The organism is Rathayibacter sp. AY1D2 (assembly GCF_002932695.1).
GTDB lineage: Bacteria > Actinomycetota > Actinomycetes > Actinomycetales > Microbacteriaceae > Rathayibacter.
Genome location: NZ_PSVX01000014.1, coordinates 13,227 through 37,765 on the forward strand (window position 1 = coordinate 13,227; position 24,539 = coordinate 37,765).

The following is a 24,539-nucleotide window of genomic DNA, read 5'->3' on the forward strand; positions in this document are numbered from 1 at the left end:
GTTCGTCGAGGGAGACCGCTGCCCGAGGGTCCCTCGACGGGTCGCGGTTCCCTCGGCGGAGGGGCGCGTCAGCCGGCCAGCACCTTGCGGATCCGCTGCAGCGACACGCTCTCGGCGGTGCCGAGCGACTGCGCGAAGAAGCTCACCCGCAGCTCCTCGATCATCCAGCGGGCGCGCGCGATCCGCTCCGGGGCGTGCGCGGGCAGCGGCACGACGCCGCCTGCCGACCGGTAGAGCTCCTGGGCCGCCTGCACCTCGTTCAGCCAGACGCGGTCGCGCCCGACGTTCTCGGCGATCTTGCCGAAGCGCTCGGTGATCCCGCCGAGGTAGCGCGGGAGGTGCCGCAGCCGCTCCACTCCGGTCGCCGAGACGAAGCCCGGGTAGACCAGGCCGGAGAGCTGCTCCCGCGCATCCGTGAGGGCGGGCAGGAGCGCCATGCTCGTCGAGGCCTTGAGCGCCTTCTCGACGCCCCGGGCGGTGGTGAGGATCGTCGTGACCGTCTTCACGGTCTCGAACATCGCGTCCATGACGCTCGCCGAGACCCGGTCGCGCACGGCGTCGAACTCGGCGCGGAGGAAGAGCATCCCGTCGGGCTTCATCCGCCAGAGGACCGCGTCGACGCAGGCGAGCAGGCAGTCGGTGAAGAGCGCGGTCGTGTTCTGGTACGGGCTCTGCGCGAGCACGAGCTTCTCGTTCGAGGTGAGGTGCTGCTGCACGTAGGCGACGGGGCTCGGCGTCGCGAGCAGGAGGAGGCGGCGGACGCCTCTCGGGTGCTCGCGCGCCTGGTCCTCGGCCGTGGCCAGCAGGCGGATCGAGACCGAGTCGCCGTCGTCGATCAGGGCGGGGTAGGCGCGGATGGTGTTCCCGCCCTGCCGGGTGTCGGTGACGCGGGGCAGCTCCGGCATGTCCCAGGTCTTCAGGCCCCGGCGCTCGAGCGCGTCGGGGACCCGGGCCTCGACCACGCGGGCGACCTCGTCGCGGACCCGACCGCGCAGGCGCTCGGCCAGCGGGGCGAGCTCCTTGCCGGCGGCGACCGTGCGCCCCCGCTCGTCGGCGACGGCGAAGGTGACCCGCAGGTGCGAGGGGATGCGCTCGAGGTCGAAGTCCTCGGGCTGCACCACCACGCCGGCCTCGCGGCGGATCGCTCCGGCCAGGGTCGCCGCGAACGACTCCGTCGGCGGGTTCGGCACGTCGTGCGGCAGGGACGCGGTGAGCTTGCGCGCCCAGTTGTTCGCGGGCACCACGTTCCGGCGCAGGTGCTTGGGCAGCGCCTTGATCATCGCGGTGACCAGCTCGGCCCGGAGCCCCGGCACCAGCCAGTCGAAGCCGAGGGGCGTCACGCGGGGCAGGAGCGCGAGCGGCACGTGCACCGTCACTCCGTCCTCCTCCGTCCCCGGCTCGAACCGGTACGAGAGGCGGAAGCGCTGGTCGGCCTGGCGCCACTGCGTGGGGAACGCGGTCTCGTCGATCTGCTCCGCGTCCTCGGGGAGGAGCGTCTCCTGCGTCATCGTCAGCAGGTCGGGCTCGTCGTGCTGGGTCGTCCGCCACCAGGAGTCGAACGAGCGCACCGAGGTGATGTCGCGCGGGAGTCGGCGGTCGTAGAAGTCGAACACGGCCTCGTCGTCGACGAGCAGGTCGCGGCGGCGCGTGCGCTCCTCCAGCCGCTCGAGCTCGGCCCGCAGGGCCCGGTTCTTGCGGTCGAAGGCGTGGCGCGACTCCCACTCGCCCTCGACGAGGGCGTGCCGGATGAACAGCTCGCGGGCGTACGAGGCGTCGATCCGCGAGAACTGCACGCGGCGGCGGGCGATGATCGGCACGCCGTAGAGCGTGACCTTCTCGTAGGCGACGGCCGCGCCCTGGGCCTTCTCCCAGTGCGGCTCGCTGAACTGCCGCTTGACGAGGTCGCCCGCGATCGCCTCGGCCCAGGCCGGATCGATCGCGGCGTTCGAGCGGGCGAAGAGGCGGCTGGTCTCGACCAGCTCGGCGCTCATCACCGCGTCGGGGAGCTTCTTGGCCAGGGCGCTGCCGGGGAAGATCGAGAACTTCGCGTTGCGGGCGCCGATGTATTGCACGTTCTGGCGCTCGCGGCTCTTCGCCGCGCGCTGCGCCTGCTGCGAGGTGGTGTCCTTGATGCCCAGGTGCGAGAGCAGGCCGGCCAGGAGGCTCCGGTGGATCCCGTCGGGGTCGACCTTCGGCTCGCCCAGCTCGAGCTTGAGGGGGCGCGCGAGTTGGCGCAGCTGGCGGAACACGTCCTGCCACTCGCGCACGCGCAGGTAGTTGAGGTACTCGGCCTTGCACAGGCGCCGGAAGGCGCTCGAGGAGAGCTCCTCCTGCTTCTCCTCCACGTAGTTCCAGAGGTTCAGCAGGGTGAGGAAATCGCTGGTGGGGTCGACGAAGCGCGCGTGCTGCTGGTCGGCCTGCGCGCGGCGCTCGAGCGGGCGCTCGCGGACGTCCTGGATCGTGAGGCCCGCGACGATCGCCATCACCTCGCGGCTGACGCCGTGGCGGCGCGACTCGATCACCATCCGGCCGAAGCGCGGATCGATGGGGAGCCGCGCGAGGTCGCGCCCGATGCGCGTGAGCTGCGGTGCGGCCTCCGCCCCCTTGCGCGGGACGCCGCTCGAGTGCGCGCTCGGCGGCGTGTCGCGCACCGGAGCGGCATCCCGTGGAGCAGCGGAGGCGGCGGAGGGGGAGCCGGGGACGCGGAGGGCGCCGAGCTCCGTGAGCAGGTCGAGGCCGTCCTTGATGCCGCGGGAGTCGGGCGGAGTGAGGAACGGGAACGACGCGATGTCGCCCAGTCCGAGCGAGATCATCTGCAGGATCACCGCGGCCAGGCCCGTGCGCAGGATCTCGGGATCGGTGTACTCGGGGCGGCGGAGGTAGTCCTCCTCGGAGTAGAGGCGGATCGCGATGCCCGCGCTCGTGCGGCCCGAGCGGCCGGAGCGCTGATTCGCGGAGGCCTGCGACACCGCCTCGATCGGCAGCCGCTGCACCTTCGAGCGGGCGCTGTAGCGCGAGATGCGGGCCGTGCCGCCGTCGATCACGTAGCGGATCCCCGGGACGGTGAGGCTCGTCTCCGCCACGTTGGTCGCGAGCACGACGCGGCGGCGGACGCCGGGGGTGCGCCCCTTCTCGAAGACGCGGTGCTGATCGGCCGCCGACAGGCGCCCGTAGAGGGGGAGCACCTCGGTGCCCGGCAGGTTCCGACCGCGGATGGCGTCCTCGGCGTCGCGGATCTCGTTCTCGCCCGAGAGGAACACCAGGACGTCGCCCGGATCCTCGCGCGCCAGCTCGGCCAGGGCGTCGGCGATGCCGGTCATCAGGTCGCGGCTGCCGCTCGTCGCGTCGGGGACGTCGGTGTCGTCGTCCTCCTCCGGTTCCTCGGCGACCAGCGGGCGGTAGCGGATCTCGACCGGGTAGGTGCGGCCGGAGACCTCGATGATCGGCGCGGGCTCGCCGGCGGCGTCGGCGAAGTGGGCCGCGAAGCTCTGCGGATCGATCGTCGCCGAGGTGATGATCACCTTCAGGTCGGGGCGCTGCGGCAGCAGGCGGTGCAGGTAGCCCAGGAGGAAGTCGATGTTGAGGCTGCGCTCGTGCGCCTCGTCGATGATGATCGTGTCGTACCGGCTGAGCATCCGGTCGTGGTTCATCTCGTTGAGCAGGATGCCGTCGGTCATCAGCTTGATCCGCGTCGAGGCGGACGCCTTGTCGGTGAACCGGACCTGGTAGCCGACCAGCCCGCCGACCTCGTCGTCGAGCTCCTCCGCGATGCGCTCGGCGATGGTGCGCGCGGCGATGCGCCGGGGCTGCGTGTGCGCGATGCTCTCGCGGCCGAGCTCGAGGCAGATCTTCGGCAGCTGGGTCGTCTTGCCCGATCCGGTCGCGCCGGCGACGATGACCACCTGGTGGTCGCGGATCGCGGCGGCGATGTCCTCGCGCCGCGCCGACACGGGGAGTTCGGGCGGGTAGCGGATGCTGAGCACGTCTGACATGAGCCCTCCATCCTACGCCGCGTGCGACAATGCCCTGTCTCGTGAATCATCGCGGGCCACCCTGCCCGGTCGGGCGCTCCGGCGCCGGTCGACCGCGGCGCACGATCCCGTGGAGCACCCCGATGAATCCGCAGTCCCTGCTGGTCGTGCTGAACATCGTGCTGCTGCTCTTCGCGATCCGGGGCGTGCTGTCGAACCCGAGGCTCTCGAAGGTCGCGAAGGTCTCCTGGGTGGCGTTCATCGTGATCGCGCCGTTCATCGGCAGCCTCGCCTACCTGGCGGTGGGCCGTCGCGGCGGGAGCGGCGGAGGCGGCACGGTCGTGCGCGGCACGGAGCGGCCGTCGGGCTGGTTCTTCGAGCGCTGAGCGGTCGGGCGGCCCTACGGCGGGGGAGACCCGCGGACGTCGGCGCTCCGCGGACCTCCTGCCCTCCGTCCCGCGGCAACCCCCTCACCGCAGGCTCCGCCCGCGTCTAGCGTGGAGCGCATGCCCGATCGTCTGCGCTCCAGTGTCAGCCCCTACCTCCGCTCGCACGCGGACAATCCGGTCGACTGGTTCCCCTGGGGCGAGGAGGCGTTCGCCGAGGCGGTGCGCCGCGACGTCCCGGTGATGATGTCGATCGGCTACTCCACCTGCCACTGGTGCCACGTGATGGCGCGGGAGTCGTTCTCGGATCCGGTGCTCGCCGCGCGGCTGAACGCGGACTTCGTCGCGGTGAAGGTCGACCGCGAGGAGCACCCGGACGTCGACACGGCCTACCTGACGGCCGCGAGCGCGTTCACCCGGCAGCTCGGCTGGCCGCTGACGGCCTTCGCCACCCCCGCCGGCGAGACCTTCTTCGCCGGCACCTACTTCCCGCCGCGCGCCGTCGGCGGCGTGCCCGCCTTCTCGGACGTCCTCGACGCGGTCTCGGAGGCGTGGCGGCTGCGGCGCGACGAGGTGCAGGCGACGGCGGGCGGCCTGGCCGCGGCCCTGCGCGAGGCGACCGCGGCGCTGCCCGCCGACTCCGCGCTGCCCGGCGACGCCGAGCTCGACGGCGCCGTCCGCGCACTCGAGGACGAGGAGGACCGGGTGCACGGCGGTTTCGGCGGCGCCCCGAAGTTCCCGGTGGCCCCCGTGCTCGGGTTCCTGGCCTCGCGGCCCTCGGGAGCGGCGCTCGCCGAGCGCACGCTGCTCGCGCTGGCCGCGTCCCCGCTCCGCGACCGCGACGGGGGTTTCTTCCGCTACGCGACGCAGGCCGACTGGAGCGATCCGCACTACGAGCGGATGCTGTACGACAACGCGCAGCTGCTCGACGTCGCGGCCGTCCTGCTCGGGCACGAGGGCGCCCGGGTGGAGGAGCTGACCGGGATCGCGGAGGGCGTCGCCGCGTTCCTCCTGACCACTCTCGAGCGGCCGGGCGGCGGCCTCGCATCGGCGCAGGACTCGGAGAGCATCGTCGACGGCCAGCGCTCGGAGGGCGGCTACTACCTCGCCGAGGACCGGTCCCGCCTCGCGCCTCCCGCTCTCGACGAGAAGGTCGTCACCGGCTGGAACGGCCTGGCGATCCGCGCGCTCGCCCGCGCCGGACGCGTGCTCGGACGGGAGGAGTGGATCGACGCCGCCCGGGGCGCGGCGGACGCGGTGCTGCAGCGGCACCTCGTCGACGGCCGCGTCGCGGTGCGCGCCTCCCTCGACGGTGCCGTCTCCGCGGCCCGCCCGGCGCTGGAGGACCTCGGGATGCTGGCCGGCGGGCTCCTCGAGCTCGCCCTGGCGGAGGGCCGCCCGCTCTACGCGGTCGCGGCGCGCACCCTGATCGACGGCGCGCTCGACGCGGCCGACGGCCCGCTGCCGTTCGCGCTGCCCGGGGGAGGGGACCCGGCGCTGACCGCGCGGGGACTCCTGCTCGCGGCCGATCCCTCCGAGGGCGCCTACCCCTCCGGCCTGTCGGCGACGGCGGACGCGGCGCACGAGCTGTACCTGCTCACCGGATCGCAGCGCTACCGGGAGGCGGCCGAGGCGGTCGTCGCCTCGATCGCTCCGGGCGCGATCCGCCGGCCGATGGGCTTCGGCGCCGTGCTCGGGCTTGCTTCGCGGCTGGCTCGCCCGGTGCGGCAGCTGGTCGTCGTGGGCCCCGGCGCGGCGGAGGCGGTGCAGGGCGCGCGGTCCGCCGGGATCGGCGTGCTGGTCGGCGTGTCCGACGAGGGCGCCCGGGACTGGGCGGACGCGGGCTTCGAGCTGTTCGAGGGGCGGATCTCGCGGGAGGGGCTGCCGACCGCCTACTCCTGCGAGGCCTTCGTCTGCGCCCTGCCGACGACCCGCCTCCCGGAGGAGCTGCTCACGCGGCCGTGACCACCAGCGGCGCCGCGGGGTCGGCGGCCCACTCGTTGAGCGAGCCGTCGTAGACGACCGCCGTGTGGACTCCGAGCACCGCCAGTGCGAGTGCATCGGCCGTCGCGGCGATCCCGCCCCCGCAGTAGAGGACGATCCGCTCGGCCTGGAGAGCGTCTCCGAACAGCGACCGCAGCCGCTCCGGCGGCAGGAGCGTGTTGTCGGCGCGGTCGACGAGCCGCCCGGCGGGGACGCTCCGCGAGCCCGGCAGGTGTCCGAGGCGGGGGCGGCGCCCCTCCTCCCCGGTGAACTCCTTCGGCGGGACCGCGCAGACCAGCGCCCCGGGAGCCTCGCCGCGCACGACCCTCTCGACGCCGGCCTTGTCGATCCAGAGCGGCCGCTCCTCGCGCACGCTGATGCCTCCGCTCACCGCGGGCTCGACGTGCCCCGTCTCGATCGGGCGCTCCTCCCGCCGCCAGGCCGGGAGCCCGCCGTCGAGCACCGCGACGGCGTCGTGCCCGGCCGAGCGCAGCAGCCACCACACGCGCGAGGCCCACTGGCCGACCGCGGAGTCGTACACGACGACCACCGAGTCGTCGTCGATGCCGAGCGCGGCGGTCGCGGCGGCGAAGCGCTCCGGGTCGAGCCGGGTGAAGGGCAGGGGAGCCGCCGGATCCGACAGCTGCTCGAGCAGGTCGCCGAACACGGCGCCGGGGACATGCCCCTCGAGGAGGTACTGCTCGTCGCCGCTGAGGTAGCCGGGCCGCCCGTCGAAGCCGGGCACGAGCAGCACGCTGGCGTCGACGACGACGAGGTGCTCGCGGCCGAGCTGGTCGGCGAGCCACTGGGTCGAGACGATCGGCCGGGCGAGGTACGGGGCGGAGGAGGTGCTCACCCGCCCCACGGTAGGCGCGACCGCTGACAGGCGCGCCCCCGTGCGTCACGCACGGTCACGGACGCCGCCGGGCGCTCAGCACTCGATGACGTTGACCGCGAGGCCGCCCTCGCTCGTCTCCTTGTACTTCGACGACATGTCGATGCCGGTCTGGCGCATCGTCTCGATGACCGCGTCGAGCGAGACGCGGTGGTCGCCGTCGCCGTGCAGCGCGAGGCGGGCTGCGCTCACGGCGGTGGAGGAGGCGATCGCGTTCCGCTCGATGCAGGGGATCTGCACGAGCCCGCCGACCGGGTCGCAGGTCAGTCCGAGGTGGTGCTCCATCGCGATCTCGGCCGCGTTCTCGACCTGGCGCGGACTGCCGCCGAGCACCGCGCAGAGCGCTCCGGCGGCCATCGCGCAGGCCGAGCCGACCTCGCCCTGGCAGCCCGCCTCCGCACCGGAGATCGAGGCGTTCGTCTTGCAGAGCGAGCCGATCGCGGTGGCGGTGAGGAGGAAGCGGCGCAGCCCCGCGCGGTCGGCGCCCGGGACGAAGCGGAGGTAGTAGTGCCCGACGGCGGGGATGATGCCCGCCGCTCCGTTCGTCGGAGCCGTCACGACGCGCCCGCCTGCGGCGTTCTCCTCGTTCACCGCGAGGGCGAAGGCGTGGAGCCACTCCACCGAGGTCGCGCGGGCGCGGTCGAGCGGATCCTCCTCGAAGGCCTCGAGCCGCTCGCGGAGCACCGAGGCCCGGCGGCGGACGCCCAGGCCGCCCGGCAGCACGCCGTCGGTCGCCAGGCCGTGCTCGACGCAGGCGGCCATGGCGTCCCAGATCGCGTCGAGGCGGGCGTCGATGTCGACCCCGGGGTGCAGAGCGCGCTCGTTCGCGGCGGCGATCTCGGCGATGCCGGAGCGGGTCCGATCGCAGGTCGCCAGCAGGTCGAGCCCGGAGACGAAGGGGTAGGGGTGCGGGGCCAGGGCAGCCAGCTCGGCACGCTCGCCCGCGCGCCGGATGAAGCCGCCGCCGATCGAGTAGTAGGTCTCCTCCCACACCGGCAGCGCGTCGTCGCCGACCCAGACGCTGAAGGTGAGGGCGTTCGGGTGCTCCGGCAGCCTCGTGCGCGGCTCGAAGACGACGTCGTCGCGCGTCATCGCGAGGCGCTGCTCGCCGGCCAGCAGGATCGTCCCCTCCGCGTCGAGGCGCTGCCATGCCCCGCGCACCAGCGCCGGGTCGCACGTCTCGGGGTCCAGGCCGGCGAGACCGGCGACCACCGCGTCGGGGGTGCCGTGGCCGATCCCGGTGGAGCCGAGCGAGCCGTAGAGGGTGCATCCCACCCGGCTCACGCGGCCGAGGAGCCCGGCGTCGCGGATCCGCTCGGCGAGGGCGAGGGCGGCGCGCATCGGTCCGACGGTGTGCGAGCTGGACGGGCCGATCCCCACGCTGAACAGGTCGAGGACGGAGACGTAGGCGCTCATCCACCGAGACTACGCCGGGGCCGGCGGAGTGCGCCGCCCGAGCCGCGCCCGCGACGAGGAGCCACGGAGATCCGGCGTCGACGAGGGTCGGCGGCGGATCAGCGCAGCGTCTTGCGCGCCGAGATCTGGCCGGTGTCGAAGCCGAGCAGGTGCAGGCCGCCGTGGAAGCGGGCGTGCTCGACCTTGATGCAGCGGTCCATCACGACGGTCAGGCCCTTCGACTCGCCGTACTCGGCCGCCTCCTGGTTCCAGATCCCCAGCTGCACCCAGACCGTGGGCGCGCCGACGGCGAGGACGTCGTCGATCACGGCGGGGATGTCGCTCGCCTTGCGGAACACGTCGACGATGTCGGGCACGACCGGGAGCTCGGCGAGGCTGCGGTAGACCGGCTGCCCCAGGATCTCGGTGGCGTTCGGGTTCACGAAGTAGAGCTCGTAGTCGCTCGACTGCTGCAGGTAGGTGGCGACGAAGTAGGAGGAGCGGGCCGGGTTCGGCGAGGCGCCGACGATCGCCACGGTCCTTGCGCGGCGGAGGATGTCGAGTCGCCTGCGGGCGTCGGGGCCCACCCAGGTGCGCTGCGAGCGCAGCATCTTCGCCAGCGGCGAGTTCGCCGGGACCGAGCAGCTCAGCCCGTTGGACAGCTGGACGACCGTGTCGGCGGTGTCGGTGGTGCTCATGCTCAGACCTCCACGGCCGGGGTGTGCAGGGTGGTGGTCGTACCCTCGGGGAGCTCGGTCGGAGTGTCGGGAGTGCCGTGCTCCTCGACCGCGCGGGCGAGCGCCTGGTCGAGATCGTAGATGATGTCGTCCGCGTCCTCGATGCCGACGGAGAGGCGGACGAGTCCGGGGAGGACGCCCGCGTGGAGGAGCTGGTCCTCGGTGAGCTGGGCGTGGGTGGTCGAGGCGGGGTGGATCACCAGCGTCTTGGCGTCGCCGATGTTGGCGAGGTGGCTGGCGAGGTCGACCGATTCGATGAAGGTCTGGCCGACGGCGCGGCCGCCCTTGACCACGAAGCTGAAGACCGAGCCCGGCCCCTTCGGCAGGTACTTCTGCGCACGGTCGTGGTGCGGGTGCGCGGGGAGCCCGGCCCAGTAGACGGCCTCGATGCGGGGGTCGGCGTCGAGCCACTCGGCGACGCGGCGCGCGTTGTCGACGTGCGCCTGGATCCGGTACGGCAGCGTCTCGACGCCCTGGGCGAGCAGGAACGCGGAGTGCGGAGCGAGGACCGGCCCGATGTCGCGCAGCTGCTCCGCGCGCAGGCGCGTGAGGAAGCCGTACTCCCCGAAGTTGCCGTCCCACGACAGGTCTCCGTAGGAGGCGACCGGGTCGTGCAGCAGCGGGAACTTCTCGGGGGAGTAGTGGAAGCGCCCCGACTCGACGACGACGCCGCCGAGCGTGGTGCCGTGTCCGCCGAGGAACTTGGTGGCCGAGTGGATGACGATGTCGGCGCCCCACTCGATCGGGCGGACGAGGTAGGGCGTGGCGACCGTGGAGTCGATGATCAGCGGGATGCCGGCGGCGTGCGCGACCGCCGCGAGGCCCTCGATGTCGGCGATCTCGCCGGAGGGGTTCGCGATCGTCTCGGCGTAGAGCACCTTGGTCTTCTCGGTGATCGCCGCCGCGTAGTCGGCCGGGTCGCTCGAGCGGACGAAGGTGGTGTCCACTCCGAAACGGCGGAGCGTGACGTCGAGCTGGGTGATCGATCCGCCGTAGAGGTTGGCGGAGGACACCACGTGGTCGCCCGCGCCGACGAGCGCCGCGAAGGTGATGAACTGCGCCGAGAGCCCGGAGGCCGTGGCGACGGCGCCGAGGCCGCCCTCGAGGCTCGCGACGCGCTCCTCGAAGGAGGCGACCGTGGGGTTCGACAGGCGCGAGTAGACGTTGCCGTACTTCTGCAGCGCGAAGCGGGCCGCGGCGTCGGAGGTGTCGTCGAAGACGAAGGCGCTGGTCTGGTAGATCGGCAGAGCGCGGGCGCCCGTCACCGCGTCGGGGATGTTGCCCGCGTGGATCGCACGCGTCTTGAAGCCGTACTCACGATCTGCCATGCGATCGACGCTAGCGGGAGCCGCCGACACCGCCGCGCCGGAGCGACGCATCGCGTAACAGAGCGGCCCCGCAGTGCAGAGCGACCGTGCGCGACAGAGCGGTCGAGCGGATCGGAGCGCCGATCAGAGCGCCAGCTGCACCGCGGCCAGTCCCATCGCCGCGATCGCCGCCCACGACACCAGGGCGACGAGCAGAGCACGCCACCCCGTCGTCACGAGCGCGCGCACCCGGACGGCGCTGCCGAGCGCGAAGAGCGCCGCGGCGAGGAGCCAGGTCTGCGCGGTGTCGGCGGCGGCGAGCAGTCCCTCCGGCAGGGGGAGGAGCGTGCGCAGCAGCACCGCGGCGAGGAACCCGACCACGAACAGCGGCACGATCGCCGGGCGCGTCCCGCCGGTCCCGCCTCGGCGCCTCGTGACCGCCGCCGCCACCGCGACCATCGGCGCCAGCATGACCACTCGGGTGAGCTTCACCACGACCGCCACGGCCAGCGCCGACGCTCCGGCCACCTGGGCCGTCGCCACGACCTGGCCCACGTCGTGGACCGAGGCGCCGACCCAGTGCCCGAACTGCACGTCGGAGAGCCCGAGCGGCTGCTGCAGGGCGGGGAGCACCGCGATCGCGAGCGTGCCGCAGAGCGTCACCAGCGCGACCGGCGTCGCCTGCTCCTGCTCCTTCGCCCGGGTCGCTCCGGCCATCGCGCCGATCGCCGAGGCCCCGCAGATCGAGAAGCCCGCCGCGAGCAGCAGCGGCTCCTGCCCGGGCAGCCGGAGCGCCCAGCCCAGCGCCCAGGTCAGGCCGAAGGTGGCCAGGACGATCCCGACCACGACCAGGATCGCGCCCCAGCCCAGCGCAGCGATGTCGATCAGAGAGAGCTTCAGCCCGAGCAGGACGATGCCGGCGCGCATCAGCGAGCGGGACGAGAACTTCAGGCCCGGCGCCAGCGCCCCGCTCAGCAGGGGGCGCGCCGCGGGCAGCTGCGCCACGAGGATCCCGAGCGCGACCGCCGCGGTCAGCATCGGCACTGCCGGCACCGTCGCGTGCAGCAGGGCCGCGATCACCGCCGCGACCGCGCAGGCCGCGACTCCCGGGCCCAGCCGCCGGATCAGACCCACGAGGGCAGCCACATGTGGGCCTGCCAGAAGGCGAAGGACGTCTGCGCGCCGATCCAGAGCGGCAGGAAGTAGGCCGTCAGCGCCGCCGCCGCCACCGCGAAGACGAGCACCACGAGGACGCCCCGGGTGCGCCGCCTCCGCTCGTCGCCCGGACTCCCGATCACGATCCCGGCCGTCAGCGCCAGCGCCAGCATCATGTAGGGCTCGAAGACGACGCAGTAGAACTGGAACACCGTTCGGTCGAGGTAGAGCAGCCACGGCAGGTAGCCCGCCACGATCCCCATCAGCACGAAGCCGGCGCGCCACTCCCGGTACCGCGCGAGCCGGTAGAGGAGGTACACCAGCGCCAGGACTCCGGCGTACCAGATGAGCGGATTGGCGACCGAGGTGATCGCCTCGTCGCAGCGTGCGGCGGTGCAGCCGTCGACGCCCGTCGCCTGGTCGACGAAGTACATGCTGGTCGGCCGGAGCATGAGCAGCCAGGTGAGCGGGTTCGCCTCGTAGGGGTGCGAGGCCCGCAGGTTGATCGAATAGTCGTACATCTGCACGTGGTAGTGCCAGAGGCTCTGCGCCCAGTCCGGCACCCACGCCAGAGCCCCGGTCCAGGCGTTGCCGGGGGCCTCCGACGCCCACTGCCGGGCCCATCCGCCGGAGGTTCGCAGCCAGCCCGTCCAGGTGACGAGGTAGGCGATCAGGGCGATCGGCACGACCAGGAGGAAGGTGACCGGACCCTGCTTGAGGATCGCGCCGCTGCCCCAGAACGGCACGCCCGCGCGGCGCCGCATCAGCGCGTCGACGACCACCGCGTACACGCCGTACGCCGCGAGGAAGTAGACGCCCGTCCACTTCACGCCCGCGGCCAGGCCGAAGAGCACGCCGGCCGCGAGCAGCCAGGGCCGCCACCACAGGACCGGCCCCCAGCTCGGCAGCGCTCCCGCCGCCACCTTCCGCGCCAGCTGCAGCTCGGCCCAGCGCCGGTCCAGCAGCACCGCCGCGACCCCGCAGAGCGCGACGAACATCAGGATCCCGTCCAGGAGCGACACCCGCGACATCACGATCGCGTGGCCGTCGAGCGCGAGCATCAGCCCCGCGAAGGAGGAGAGGAGGGTGGAGCGGAACAGGAGGCGGCCGATCACGATCACCAGCGCGACGGCGAGGATCCCCACGACGGCGGTCGCGACGCGCCAGCCGACGCTGTCGTCCGCGCCGAATACGCCCATCCCGAGCCCGATGATCCACTTGCCCAGCGGCGGATGCACCACGAAGGACGGCGCCCCCGTGAAGGTGTCCACGTCGCCGGCCGCGAAGCCGGGGTCCGGGTTCTCGGGCCAGGCGCCCTCGAACCCGAGGTTCCAGAGGGTCCAGGCGTCCTTCACGTAGAAGGTCTCGTCGAACACGAGCGAGCGCGGGTGGCCGAGGTTCCACAGCCGCAGCACCGCGGCCAGTGCGACCACCAGCAGCGGCAGTCCGAGCTCGTACAGCCGGCGGCGCGCGGGGGAGGCGACGAGCCGGGTGTGCAGGTCGTCGAACCAGGAGCCGTGCGGCACGTCCGGGAGCGGGGTGCGCTCGCGCGGTGCGGACGCCTCGGCGGGCTCCACCGGGACCGAGCGCGCCGATCCCGCCGCGTCCAGGAGCAGGTCGTCGAAGTCGCGCTGCGGTCGGTCCGTCACCCGGCCATGCTAACGGGGCGCCTCCTCCCGGGACGGCGGCGATCCGCGGCGGGAGGCCCCGGACCCGGCCTGGGAGACTGGCGGCATGATCATCCTCGCCGGCACTCCCATCGGAAACCTCGGCGACGCCTCCCGCCGGCTCGTGGAGGCGCTGGGCTCCGCCCGCCACGTCGCCGCTGAGGACACGCGCGTGACCATCCAGCTGATGCGCGCCCTGGGCGTCGAGAACCGGCCCGCCCTCTACGCGCTGCACGACCACAACGAGCGCGAGCGCGCCGCCGAGCTGGTGGAGCTGGCCCGCGAGGAGGACCTGCTCGTGCTGAGCGACGCGGGCATGCCCACGGTCTCGGACCCGGGCTACCACCTGGTCGAGGCGGCGGTGGCGGCGGGAGTCGCGGTCACCGCGCTGCCCGGTCCCTCGGCGGTGCTCATGGCGCTCGCCGTGTCCGGGCTCCCGACGGATCGCTTCAGCTTCGAGGGGTTCCTGCCCCGCCGGCACGGCGAGCGGGTCTCGACCTTCCGGGCGCTCGTCGACGAGCGCCGCACCATGGTCTTCTTCGAGTCCCCGCACCGGATCGGCGACGCGCTCGCCGACCTGGTCGAGGCGATGGGCCCGGAGCGGCGCGTCGTCGTCTGCCGCGAGCTCACCAAGATGTTCGAGGAGGTCCGGCGCGGCACGGCGGCCGAGCTGGCCGAGTGGGCGGCCGACGGCCTGCGCGGCGAGATCTGCCTGGTCGTCGAGGGAGCCCCCGCGCGGGAGGCGTCGCTCGAGGACGCGCTGGCCGACGTGCTGGCCCGCGTCGAGGCCGGATCGCGGCTCAAGGAGGCGTCGGCCGAGGTCGCCGAGATCACGGGGCTCTCGCGCCGCGCTCTCTACGAGGCGGCGCTCGCCTCCCGCCGCGGCTGAGAGCTCCCTCCCAGACGGCGCCCGCGGCCGGTCGTCCACGGCCTCCGTCACACGCCGGGAGCGGTGCCCCGCGGTGAATAGGATGGTCGCCATGTCCGACGGCGCCTCCTTCTACCTCACGACCCCGATCTTCTACGTGAACGACGTCCCGCACATCGGGCACGCGTACACCGAGGTCGCCGCCGACGTGCTCACCCGCTGGCACCGCCAGGCGGGCGACGACACCTGGCTGCTGACCGGCACGGACGAGCACGGCCAGAAGATCCTCCGCACCGCCACCGCCAACGGCACGACCCCCCAGGAGTGGGCCGACCGCCTCGTGAGGACCGCGTGGCAGCCGCTGCTCGAGACCATCGACATCGCCAACGACGACTTCATCCGCACCACGGACGCGCGGCACGAGGTCAACGTCCAGAAGTTCCTGCAGAAGCTGTACGACGAGGACGCGATCTACACCGGCGAGTACGAGGGCTACTACTGCGTGGGCTGCGAGGAGTACAAACAGCTGTCCGACCTCGAGGAGGGCACCGGCGACTACGCCGGCCAGTACGTCTGCAAGATCCACTCGAAGCCGGTCGAGCTGCTGAAGGAGAAGAACTACTTCTTCAAGATGAGCGAGTACACCGAGCGGCTGCTCGCGCTCTACGAGGAGCGTCCCGACTTCGTCCAGCCCGAGTCGGCGCGCAACGAGGTCGTCAGCTTCGTCCGCCAGGGCCTGGCCGACCTGTCGATCTCCCGCTCCAGCTTCGACTGGGGCGTGAAGGTCCCGTGGGACGACTCGCACGTGGTCTACGTCTGGTTCGACGCGCTGCTCAACTACATCACCGCGGTCGGCTACGGCCAGGACGAGGCGGAGTTCGAGCGCCGCTGGCCCGCGACCCACATCGTCGGCAAGGACATCCTGCGCTTCCACGCCGTGATCTGGCCCGCCATGCTCATGGCCGCGGGCCTCGAGGTGCCCCGGCAGGTGTTCGGCCACGGCTGGCTGCTGGTCGGCGGCGAGAAGATGTCGAAGTCGAAGCTCACCGGCATCGCGCCCGAGCAGATCACCGACACCTTCGGCTCCGACGCCTTCCGCTACTACTTCCTCCGGACCATCACCTTCGGCCAGGACGGCTCGTTCTCGTGGGAGGACCTGTCGGCGCGCTACCAGTCCGAGCTCGCGAACGGCTTCGGCAACCTCGCCTCGCGGGTCGTCGCGATGCTGCACCGCTACTACAACGGCGTCGTGCCCGCGCCGGGGGAGCCGACCGAGGCGGAGGAGCGCGTGCAGCGCATCGTCGCCGAGGCCGCCGCGTCGGCCGACCGGTCGATCGACGCGCTCGCGATCCACGACGCGATCACCGCCGTGTGGAGCATCGTCGAGGAGCTCAACGGCTACATCACCGAGCAGGAGCCGTGGGCGCTGGCCAAGCGCGAGGAGCGCGAGCGCCTCGGCACGGTGCTCTACACCGCGACGGAGGGGCTCCGCGCCCTGGCCGTGCTGCTCTCGCCGGTCGTGCCGCGCGCGACGGCGTCCCTCTGGGAGGCGCTCGGCGTGACGGAGTCGCTGGGCGCCCTCACCGCACAGCCGATCCGCGAGGCGGGCCGGTGGGGAGTCCTCCCCGTCGGCACCACCGTCGGCACGCTCGCCGCGCTCTTCCCGCGCATCGAGGCTCCCGCGTCCTGACGGCCGCGCCTCGACCCGTGGACCGACCAGCCGAGCGGCCCGGAGTCGCCGGCGGAGGATCCGCAGGGGAGTGCACGATGACCGCGATCCGAACGCGAGGGGCCGGGTGCGAACGGCCCGCCGCTCCGTGGGGGCGCAGATGACGCGCGAGGTCCTCGACGCTCTCGGGCAGGCGGCCGAGCTCACCCGGCGCCACGTCGGGCACCCCGAGCGCGCCGCCGCGCTCGCCCTGCGCCTGCACCGGGTGACCGCTCCGACCGAGCTCGTCTACACCCGGTTCCCGCCGACCCTCAGCCTGGTGCTGGCCGGCCGGAAGCGCTCGGTGGTCGGCGACTCCGACGAGCGGTGGGGCGCCGGCCGCTTCCTGATCACCCCCGTCGATCTGCCGGTGGTCGCGGCCGTCGTGGAGACCGGCGACCGCGGCGACTTCCTGTCGGCCAACTGGCGTCTCGACCCGCTCGTGGTGGCCGAGATCGCGGCGCTCGCCCCCCGGACGGCCCCGCGGGCTCCCGCCCCGCGGATCGGCACGGTCACGGAGGAGATGGCCGACTCGCTGCGCCGACTCTTCCGTCTGCTCGACGCCCCCGCCGACATCCCGGTGCTCGCCCCCGCGATCACGCGCGAGCTCGTGCTGCGGCTGCTGCAGACGGACCAGGCGCCCCGGCTGCTGGCCGCGTCCAGCACCGTCCGCTCGGAGGCCGTCTCCCGCGCGGTCGAGGCGATGAGCGCGTCGCTCTCGCGCGGCTGGACCCTCGGCGCGCTCGCCGCGGAGGCGGGCACCAGCGTGCCCACACTCACCCGCCGCTTCCGCGAGCTGACCGGGATGTCGCCGCTGGGCTACCTGCGGCGGCTCCGCCTCGGGGAGGCCAGGAGGCTGCTCCTGGTCCGGGGCGACACCGCCGCGCAGGCCGCGGCCGCGGTCGGCTACGCGAGCGCGTCGCACTTCGGGCGCGACTACCGCCGCGCCTACGAGACGACCCCCGCGGCCGACGCCGCGCTCCACCCCGGGCCGCTCGTCCAGATCCACTGAGCGGCGGGCGCTGTCGCGGGGACTCCGAGCGGCGCGTGCCGCGGCGTCAGACGCGGGCGCCGACGATGCCTCCGTCGACGTCGAGCGTCGTGCCGTGGACGTACGAGGCCTCGTCCGAGACGAGCCAGCGCACGGCCAGGGCGATCTCGTCCGGACGTCCGGGCCGGCCGGCGGGGGCGGACGCGGTCATCTGCTCCAGGATCGCCGCGGCGTGCTCGTTGCCGGGCGTGAGAGTCGCGCCGGGCGCGACGGCGACCACGCGCACGCCGCTCGGGCCGTACTCGGCCGCCCACGCCCGCGTGAGGTGCTCCAGCGCCGCCTTGGTCGCGGGGTAGAGGGCGGTCCCCGGCGTTCCCACCCGTCCCATCCACGAGGTGATGTTGACGACCACTCCGCTCCCGCGCTCGGCCATGGCCGGGGCGATCGCCGCGACGAGCTGGTGCGGCACGCGGATGTTCGTGGTGAGGAGGGACTCGACATCGGCGTCGCTGAGGTCGGCGGTCGGCCCCACCGGGAACACTCCGGCGTTGTTGACGAGGACGTCGATCCGCCCGTCGAGGAGGGTCAGCGCCCGCTCGGCGACGGCGCGGGTCTCCTCCGGCGTGCCCGCGAGGTCGGCGACGAGCGCGGAGGCGGTGCCCCCGTCGGCGCGGATGCCGCGGACGACGGACCCGACCCGCTCGGGGTCGCGTCCGTGCACGAGGACGTGAGCGCCGGCCCCGGCGAGCCGGCGGGCGATGGCTGCGCCGATCCCGCTCGAGGATCCGGTGACGAGGGCGTGGCGCCCGGCGAGGGAGCCGGGTGCGGAGTGGGCGAGGAGCTCGGTGTCTGTCATGGCTCCAGCCTCCCGGCGGCGCGGGAGGCGGGCTGTCCCGATCCGATCGGGTGTTGACCCGATCCGCTCAGGGCGCCTCAGCGGCCGCCTCTCGGCCCTCGTCCACCCGGGACTCCGGCCCGCGCGAGCCCTCCCGGTAGCCTGGAGCGCATGACCGACAGCCAGCACGTCCGCTCCCGCGAGGCCTCGTCCGGCCGCGACCTGACGTACCCGCCGCTGCCCGAGGCGCTCGTCGTCCCCGTCTACGACAACCACACGCACCTCGAGATCGCCGACGGCCTCGAGCCGCTCGACCACCGCGAGCAGCTCGACCGGGCCTCCACCGTCGGGGTCCGCGGCGTCGTCCAGGTCGGCACGGACGTCGAGACGAGCCGCTGGTCGGCCGAGCAGGCGGCGAGCGAGCCGCGCATGCTGGCCGCCGTCGCGATCCACCCCAACGAGGCGCCCGAGCTGGAGCAGCGCGGCGAGCTCGACGCCGCCCTCGCCGTGATCGCCGAGCTGGCGGAGCAGCCGCGGGTGCGCGCCATCGGCGAGACCGGGCTCGACTTCTTCCGCACCGGCGAGAGCGGCCGCGCCGCGCAGTTCCGCTCCTTCGAGGAGCACATCCGCATCGCGAAGGAGCACGACCTCGCGCTGCAGATCCACGACCGCGACGCGCACCGCGAGGTCATCGAGACCCTGCGCCGCGTCGGAGCCCCCGAGCGCACCGTCTTCCACTGCTTCTCCGGGGACGCGGAGATGGCGCGGATGTGCACGGACGAGGGCTGGTACCTCTCCTTCGCCGGCACCGTGACGTTCAAGAACGCCGAGCCGCTGCGGGAGGCGCTCGTCGCGACCCCGCGGCACCTCATCCTGGTCGAGACCGACGCGCCGTACCTCACTCCGTCGCCCTTCCGCGGCCGCCCGAACGCGCCCTACCTCCTCCCGCACACCCTGCGCTCGATGGCCGCGACCCTCGAGACCGACGTCGGCCACCTGGCCGCGACGATCGCCTCGAACACGGAGGCCGTGTACGGCGAGTGGGGCGGCGAGGTCGGCTCCGAGCCGACGGAGCCGGTCGGACCCCTCGCATGAGCGGCCGCCACGCCGCCGAGCCGACGGCCGCCGCGATCCCGCGCCTGCTGGGCCCGGCCGAGATCCGCGACCTCGCCGGCCTCCTCGACGTCACGCCGACCAAGAAGCTCGGCCAGAACTTCGTGCACGACGCCAACACGGTCCGCCGCATCGTCAAGCTCGCTCGGGTGCGCCCGGGGGAGACCGTCGTCGAGATCGGCCCCGGCCTCGGATCGCTGACCCTCGGCCTGCTCGAGGCGGGCGCACAGGTCGTGGCCGTCGAGATCGACGGGCGCCTCGCCGAGCAGCTGCCGCGCACCGTCGAGCTGATGGCGCCGGGCGCCGATCTCGCGGTCGTGCACGCCGACGCGATGAAGGTGCTCGACCTGCCGGGGGAGCCGGTCCGGCTCGTCGCCAACCTCCCGTACAACATCTCGGTGCCGGTGCTCCTGCACTTCCTCGAGCACTTCGCCAGCATCCGGTCCGGAGTGGTGATGGTGCAGTCCGAGGTCGGGCACCGGCTCGCCGCCGGTCCCGGCTCCAAGGTCTACGGCGGCCCGAGCGTCAAGGCGGCGTGGTTCGGCTCCTGGACGACGGGCGGCGCGGTCTCGCGTCAGATCTTCTGGCCGGTGCCGAACGTCGACAGCGTGCTCGTCGCGTTCGACCGCGGCGAGGAGCCGGGCGACGAGACCCTGCGCCGCGCCGTCTTCGCGGTCGTCGACGCGGCGTTCGCGCAGCGGAGGAAGATGCTCCGCCAGTCGCTCGCGACCCTCTTCGGCGACAGCGCCGCGGCGATCGTCGCGCTCGAGCGGGCCGGCGTCCCGCAGACCGCGCGCGGCGAGGAGCTGGACGTCGCCGCCTTCGTCCGCCTGGGCCGCGAGCTCGATCCGGCGAGGGTCCCCGTGCGCGGCGCGGCGGTGCCCGACGGGTCGCTGGCGGAGACCGACGGGGACGACGCGGACGGCGACGGGGAGCCCGTCCCGGGTGCGGACGAGGGCGCCTCCGCCACCCTGTAGCGTGGATGCATGGCCCACCGCGCGACGTCGAACCGGGTCCACGCGCGGGCGCCCGGCAAGATCAACGTGTTCCTCAAGGTCGGCGCCGTGCGCGACGACGGGTACCACGAGCTGGCCACCGCGTTCCAGTCGCTCTCCCTCTACGAGGACGTGTTCGCGGAGGAGGCGGCCGACTTCTCGGTCTCCTTCTCGGGCTCGATCGACACCTCCCGCCTGGCCGTCGACGGCTCCAACCTCGCGATCAAGGCGGCTCGGGCGCTCGCCCGGGCGACCGGCTACCGCGGCGGCGTGCACCTCGAGATCGAGAAGAACGTCCCCATCGCCGGCGGCATGGGCGGCGGCTCGGCCGACGCTGCCGCGACCCTCCTCGCCTGCGACGCGCTCTGGGGCACGGCCTGCACGAGGGAGCAGCTGCTCGGCATCGCCGCGAGCCTCGGCGCCGACGTCCCCTTCTCCTTCACCGGCGGCACCGCGATCGGGGTCGGCCGCGGCGATGAGCTGAGCCCGGCGCTCGCCAAGGGCCGCTTCGAGTGGGTGCTGGTCCTCTCGGAGGAGGGCCTGTCGACCCCCGAGGTCTACAGCGAGCTCGACCGGCACCGCGAGCGCCACCTGCACGACTTCCGCCCGATCTCGGCGACCCCCGCCATCGATCCCAACGTGCTGCAGGCCCTCCGCGCCGGCGACGCCGCCATGCTCGCCGACGCGATGCACAACGACCTGCAGGCGCCGGCGCTGCACCTGCAGCCCGGGCTCGCCCGCATCCTCGAGCTCGGCGAGGGCCGCGGAGCGCTCGGCGGCCTCGTCTCGGGGTCCGGACCGACCGTGGCGTTCCTCGCTCCGGACGCCGATGCGGCGGCCGACCTGCAGCGCGAGCTGAGCTCCGCGCGGCTGAGCGCCGTGCGGGTCTCCGGCCCGGTCCACGGGGCGCGCCTGCTCTCGACCTAGTCGCGGAGGCGGTGCCTCCGGAGCGGGGCTCGCGAGCCTCGCGCCCGGCGCCCTCCACAGACGGTCCGCAGAGAAGTTCCGACGTCGTGGCTTAGAGTGCCGCTCATGTCCCGCCGAGCCACCCTCTTCGCGATCCTCTCCGGGATCGTGGCCGCCGTCGTCGCCCTCGCGGCCGCCGAGGTCGTCGCGGTCTTCACCGGAGCGGGCGGCAGTCCGCTGGTCGCGGTCGGCGGCTTCGTCATCGACATCGTGCCCCCGGGCGTGAAGGACACGGTCATCGCGCTCTTCGGCACCGGCGACAAGCTCGTGCTGCTGGTCTCGATCGGCCTCGCGATCGCGCTGCTGGCCGTCGGCGCGGGAGTCCTCGAGTACCGCCGCCCGCCGTTCGGCGTGCTGCTGCTGGCCGTCGTCGCGGGCGCCGGTGCGCTCGCCGCCGTCAGCCGCGAGGGCGCGTCCGGGATCGACGCGGCGCCGAGCGTCGTGGGCATGGTGGCCGGTGCCGCGGTGCTCCGCTCGGCCTCCGTCCGCCTCCGCGGCTGGCAGGAGGAGCGCGAGAGCGACTCCCCGGACCGCCGGTCGTTCCTCCGCCTGGTCGGGATCGCCGGAGTCGCCGCGGTCGCCGCCGGCATCGGCGCCCGCTTCCTCACGTCCGCCTCCGCCGCCGTTACGGCCGTGCGCGAGGCCGTGTCCCTGCCGGCTCCCGCCTCGGCCGCCGCGCCCGTCCCGGCCGGCGCCGTGCTCGACGACATCGACGGCATCAGCTCCTACGTCACTCCCAACTCCTCGTTCTACCGGATCGACACCGCGCTCTCGGTGCCGTCGGTCGAGCCCGCCGACTGGTCGCTGATGATCACCGGAATGGTGGAGGAGGAGATCGAGATCACCTGGGACGAGCTGCTCGCACTGCCGCTCGAGGAGCACCTGGTCACCCTGTCCTGCGTGTCCAACGAGGTCGGCGGCGACCTGATCGGCACCGCCCTCTGGCTGGGCTACCCGATCCGCGAGCTGCTGGCCCGGGCCCGGCCGACCGCCGGCGCCGACATGGTGCTCTCGCGGAGCATCGACGGCTTCACCGCCTCCAGCCCGCTCGACGTGCTGCAGGACGAGGACCGCGCGAGCCTGCTCGCCGTCGGGATGAACGGCGAGCCGCTCCCGGTCGAGCACGGCTTCCCCGTCCGGATGGTCGTCCCCGGCCTGTACGGCTACGTCTCGGCGACGAAGTGGGTCGTCGAGCTGAAGGTCACGACCTTCGCGGAGGACCTGGCGTACTGGTCGACGCGCGGCTGGACCGAGCGCGGTCCGATCAAGATCGAGTCGCGGATCGATGTGCCGCGCCAGGGCCAGCCCGTCGAGGCGGGGACGGTCGCCGTGGCGGGAGTCGCCTGGGCGCCGCACACCGGCATCGCGAAGGTTGAGGTGCAGATCGACGGCGGCGCCTGGCAGGAGGCGCGCCTCGCCGAGCAGGTCACCGCGGACACGTGGATCCAGTGGGTCCTCGAGTGGGACGCGACGGTCGGCGACCACGTCGTGACCGTGCGCGCCACCGACGCGGACGGCACGGTGCAGACCACGGTCGAGCGCCCGCCTGCCCCCGACGGCGCCACGGGACTGCACCGCCGCTCGGTGTCCGTCTCGGAGCCGGCACCCGCGGGCTGAGGTCCGGGGGCCGCGACCCGGCCGCACTGTGATCGACCCGCGGCGGACCGCTCAGGCGGCACCGCCTAGGCTGGATCCCTATGGCACATCTGCTGGGCGCCGAGGCGCTGCGACTCGAGTACCCCACACGCGTGATCTTCGACGACGTCTCCCTGGGGATCGAGGAGGGCGACCGCATCGGGATCGTCGGACGCAACGGCGACGGCAAGTCGACCCTCCTGCGCCTGCTCGCGCAGCGCATCGAGCCGGACAGCGGCCGCGTCACGCACCGCCGCGGCGTCACGCTCGGGATGCTCGACCAGGCCGACACGGTCGATGAGGACCTCACCGTCGCCCAGGCCGTCGTCGGCGGGCTCCAGGAGCACGAGTGGGCGGGCGACGCGCGCACCCGAGACGTGATCGCGGGCCTGCTGCGCGACGTCCCCTGGGACGGAGTGGTCGGCTCCCTCTCGGGCGGGCAGCGGCGCCGGGTCGCCCTCGCGAAGCTGCTCGTCGGCGACTGGGACGTCGTCTTCCTCGACGAGCCCACCAACCACCTCGACGTCGAGGGCATCGCCTGGCTCGCCGAGCACCTCAAGCGCCGCTGGGCGGCGTCGTCGGGCGGGCTCGCGGTCGTCACCCACGACCGGTGGTTCCTCGACGAGATCTGCACCGCCACCTGGGAGGTGCACGACCGTCTCGTCGAGCCGTTCGAGGGCGGGTACGCGGCGTACATCCTGCAGCGCGTCGAGCGCGACCGGATGGCCTCGACCATGGAGGCCAAGCGCCAGAACCTGATGAAGAAGGAGCTCGCCTGGCTCCGCCGCGGCGCCCCCGCCCGCACGGCGAAGCCCAAGTTCCGGATCGACGCCGCGAACCAGCTGATCGAGGACGAGCCCCCGGTGCGCGACTCGGTCTCGCTCTCGCAGCTCGCCGTCTCGCGCCTGGGCAAGGACGTCGTCGACCTGCTCGACGTCACCGTCCGCTACGGCGAGCGGACCGTCCTCAACCGCATCGAGTGGCGGATCGCGCCTGGCGAGCGCACCGGCATCCTCGGCGTGAACGGCGCCGGCAAGTCGACCCTCCTCGGCCTGGTCGCGGGCAGCGTGGAGCCGACGAGCGGCCGGGTGAAGCGCGGCACCACCGTTCGCGTCGCGATCCTCGACCAGCAGCTGCGCGAGCTGACCGGGGTCCAGCACCGGCCCGTCCGCGAGATCATCGCGGAGCAGCGCACCAGCTACTCCATCGGCGGCAAGGAGATGACCCCGGGCCAGCTGCTCGAGCGGCTCGGCTTCTCGAGCGCGCAGCTCTCGACGCCCGTGAAGGACCTCTCGGGCGGTCAGCGCCGGAGGCTCCAGCTCCTGCTCATCCTGCTCAGCGAGCCCAACGTGCTGATCCTCGACGAGCCGACCAACGACCTCGACACCGACATGCTCGCCGCGATCGAGGACCTGCTCGACTCCTGGCCGGGCACCCTCCTCGTCGTCTCGCACGACCGGTACCTGCTCGAGCGCGTCACCGACCAGCAGTACGCCGTGATGGACGGCGCGTTCCGCCACCTGCCCGGCGGCGTCGAGCAGTACCTCGACCTGCGCCGCGCGCTCGAGAAGGGTGCGCCCGCGGCGGCGTCGTCGGGCTCCTCCTCCGCCGCGCCGGCGTCGAGCGGACTCGCGGGGGCCGAGCGCCGCACCGCTGAGAAGGAGGTGTCGGCGATCGACCGGCGCCTGCACAAGCTCACGCAGCTGACGAAGACCGTGCACGAGAAGATGGCGACGCACGACCAGGACGACTACGACGGGATCCTGGCGCTCAACGCCTCGCTCCGCGCCTACGAGGACGAGACGGCCGAGCTCGAGCTGCGCTGGCTGGAGCTCTCGGAGCAGCTCGAGGGCTGACGCCGCTCTCCTCCGCGGCACCGGCAGCTGTCCCGTACCGCGAGGGCGGGCCGCCGTCGCGGGCCCGGGCCGACCG

18 protein-coding genes are annotated in these 24,539 nt (G+C 73.5%); 10 read left to right on the forward strand and 8 right to left on the reverse strand.

The genetic code is table 11. The annotated features are described in order from the left end of the window. Positions 1–68 precede the first annotated feature (68 nt). A complete protein-coding gene (hrpA, locus tag C5D04_RS05370) occupies positions 69–3,992 on the reverse strand; it encodes an ATP-dependent RNA helicase HrpA (RefSeq protein ID WP_104347370.1) in 3,924 nt (1,307 codons plus the stop codon). A 122-nt stretch (positions 3,993–4,114) separates the two neighbouring features. On the opposite strand from hrpA, the gene C5D04_RS05375 reads away from it, so the two are divergent. Both C5D04_RS05375 and C5D04_RS05380 read left to right on the forward strand, forming a co-directional pair. Further along, positions 4,115–4,357, forward strand: a complete 243-nt coding sequence (locus C5D04_RS05375; protein WP_160033960.1) for a PLDc N-terminal domain-containing protein — start codon at positions 4,115–4,117, stop codon at positions 4,355–4,357. 120 nt (positions 4,358–4,477) lie between these two features. Next, positions 4,478–6,322, forward strand: a complete 1,845-nt coding sequence (locus C5D04_RS05380; protein ID WP_104347371.1) for a thioredoxin domain-containing protein — start codon at positions 4,478–4,480, stop codon at positions 6,320–6,322. Here the strand turns inward: C5D04_RS05380 and C5D04_RS05385 are convergent. The 6 genes from C5D04_RS05385 to C5D04_RS05410 form a co-directional block, all read right to left on the reverse strand. Further along, positions 6,309–7,196 (reverse strand): sulfurtransferase, encoded by an 888-nt coding sequence (locus C5D04_RS05385; RefSeq protein WP_146076544.1) that lies wholly within the window; start codon positions 7,194–7,196, stop codon positions 6,309–6,311. The two genes, C5D04_RS05380 and C5D04_RS05385, sit on opposite strands and share 14 nt — an antisense overlap. Positions 7,197–7,271: 75 nt before the next feature. Next, positions 7,272–8,651: an L-serine ammonia-lyase gene (locus C5D04_RS05390; RefSeq protein WP_104247354.1), complete on the reverse strand. Its 1,380-nt coding sequence runs from the start codon at positions 8,649–8,651 to the stop codon at positions 7,272–7,274. 98 nt (positions 8,652–8,749) lie between these two features. Next, a complete protein-coding gene (locus C5D04_RS05395; protein WP_104233696.1) occupies positions 8,750–9,328 on the reverse strand; it encodes a CoA-binding protein in 579 nt (192 codons plus the stop codon). A gap of 2 nt (positions 9,329–9,330) precedes the next feature. Next, positions 9,331–10,695 (reverse strand): O-acetylhomoserine aminocarboxypropyltransferase/cysteine synthase family protein, encoded by a 1,365-nt coding sequence (locus C5D04_RS05400; RefSeq protein WP_104347372.1) that lies wholly within the window; start codon positions 10,693–10,695, stop codon positions 9,331–9,333. A 123-nt stretch (positions 10,696–10,818) separates the two neighbouring features. Beyond that, entirely contained in the window at positions 10,819–11,808 is a 990-nt protein-coding gene (locus C5D04_RS05405; RefSeq protein WP_258068842.1) for a YeiH family protein, read from the reverse strand. Further along, positions 11,799–13,478: a dolichyl-phosphate-mannose--protein mannosyltransferase gene (locus tag C5D04_RS05410; protein ID WP_258068843.1), complete on the reverse strand. Its 1,680-nt coding sequence runs from the start codon at positions 13,476–13,478 to the stop codon at positions 11,799–11,801. The genes C5D04_RS05405 and C5D04_RS05410 overlap by 10 nt, the downstream gene beginning before the upstream one ends. A gap of 85 nt (positions 13,479–13,563) precedes the next feature. Here C5D04_RS05410 and rsmI point away from each other — a divergent pair, with 85 nt between their 5' ends. The 3 genes from rsmI (at position 13,564) to C5D04_RS05425 (ending at position 17,084) form a co-directional block, all read left to right on the forward strand. Further along, the gene (gene rsmI / locus C5D04_RS05415) at positions 13,564–14,385 is read left to right on the forward strand and encodes a 16S rRNA (cytidine(1402)-2'-O)-methyltransferase (RefSeq protein ID WP_104226923.1); all 822 of its coding nucleotides are present in this window, start codon (positions 13,564–13,566) and stop codon (positions 14,383–14,385) included. A gap of 91 nt (positions 14,386–14,476) precedes the next feature. Continuing rightward, positions 14,477–16,054: a methionine--tRNA ligase gene (gene metG / locus C5D04_RS05420; RefSeq protein WP_104347373.1), complete on the forward strand. Its 1,578-nt coding sequence runs from the start codon at positions 14,477–14,479 to the stop codon at positions 16,052–16,054. Positions 16,055–16,193: 139 nt separating this feature from the next. Continuing rightward, positions 16,194–17,084 (forward strand): AraC family transcriptional regulator, encoded by an 891-nt coding sequence (locus C5D04_RS05425; protein WP_104222370.1) that lies wholly within the window; start codon positions 16,194–16,196, stop codon positions 17,082–17,084. 46 nt (positions 17,085–17,130) lie between these two features. Here the strand turns inward: C5D04_RS05425 and C5D04_RS05430 are convergent, their stop codons facing one another. After that, positions 17,131–17,919, reverse strand: a complete 789-nt coding sequence (locus C5D04_RS05430) for an SDR family NAD(P)-dependent oxidoreductase (RefSeq protein ID WP_104222330.1) — start codon at positions 17,917–17,919, stop codon at positions 17,131–17,133. A 150-nt stretch (positions 17,920–18,069) separates the two neighbouring features. On the opposite strand from C5D04_RS05430, the gene C5D04_RS05435 reads away from it, so the two are divergent. The 5 genes from C5D04_RS05435 to C5D04_RS05455 all read left to right on the forward strand — a co-directional run bounded on the left by C5D04_RS05435 (position 18,070) and on the right by C5D04_RS05455 (position 24,463). Beyond that, positions 18,070–18,993, forward strand: a complete 924-nt coding sequence (locus C5D04_RS05435) for a TatD family hydrolase (RefSeq protein ID WP_104222332.1) — start codon at positions 18,070–18,072, stop codon at positions 18,991–18,993. Next, positions 18,990–19,988: a 16S rRNA (adenine(1518)-N(6)/adenine(1519)-N(6))-dimethyltransferase RsmA gene (rsmA, locus tag C5D04_RS05440; RefSeq protein WP_181068370.1), complete on the forward strand. Its 999-nt coding sequence runs from the start codon at positions 18,990–18,992 to the stop codon at positions 19,986–19,988. The genes C5D04_RS05435 and rsmA overlap by 4 nt, the downstream gene beginning before the upstream one ends. Before the next feature lie 9 nt (positions 19,989–19,997). Next, positions 19,998–20,933, forward strand: coding sequence for a 4-(cytidine 5'-diphospho)-2-C-methyl-D-erythritol kinase (locus tag C5D04_RS05445; RefSeq protein ID WP_104222334.1), 936 nt, complete (start codon positions 19,998–20,000; stop codon positions 20,931–20,933). A gap of 105 nt (positions 20,934–21,038) precedes the next feature. Beyond that, positions 21,039–22,589 carry a molybdopterin-dependent oxidoreductase gene (locus tag C5D04_RS05450; protein WP_104233690.1) on the forward strand — a complete coding sequence of 517 codons (1,551 nt, stop codon included), beginning with the start codon at positions 21,039–21,041 and terminating at the stop codon, positions 22,587–22,589. An 80-nt stretch (positions 22,590–22,669) separates the two neighbouring features. After that, positions 22,670–24,463, forward strand: coding sequence for an ABC-F family ATP-binding cassette domain-containing protein (locus C5D04_RS05455; protein ID WP_104233689.1), 1,794 nt, complete (start codon positions 22,670–22,672; stop codon positions 24,461–24,463). Positions 24,464–24,539 lie beyond the last annotated feature (76 nt).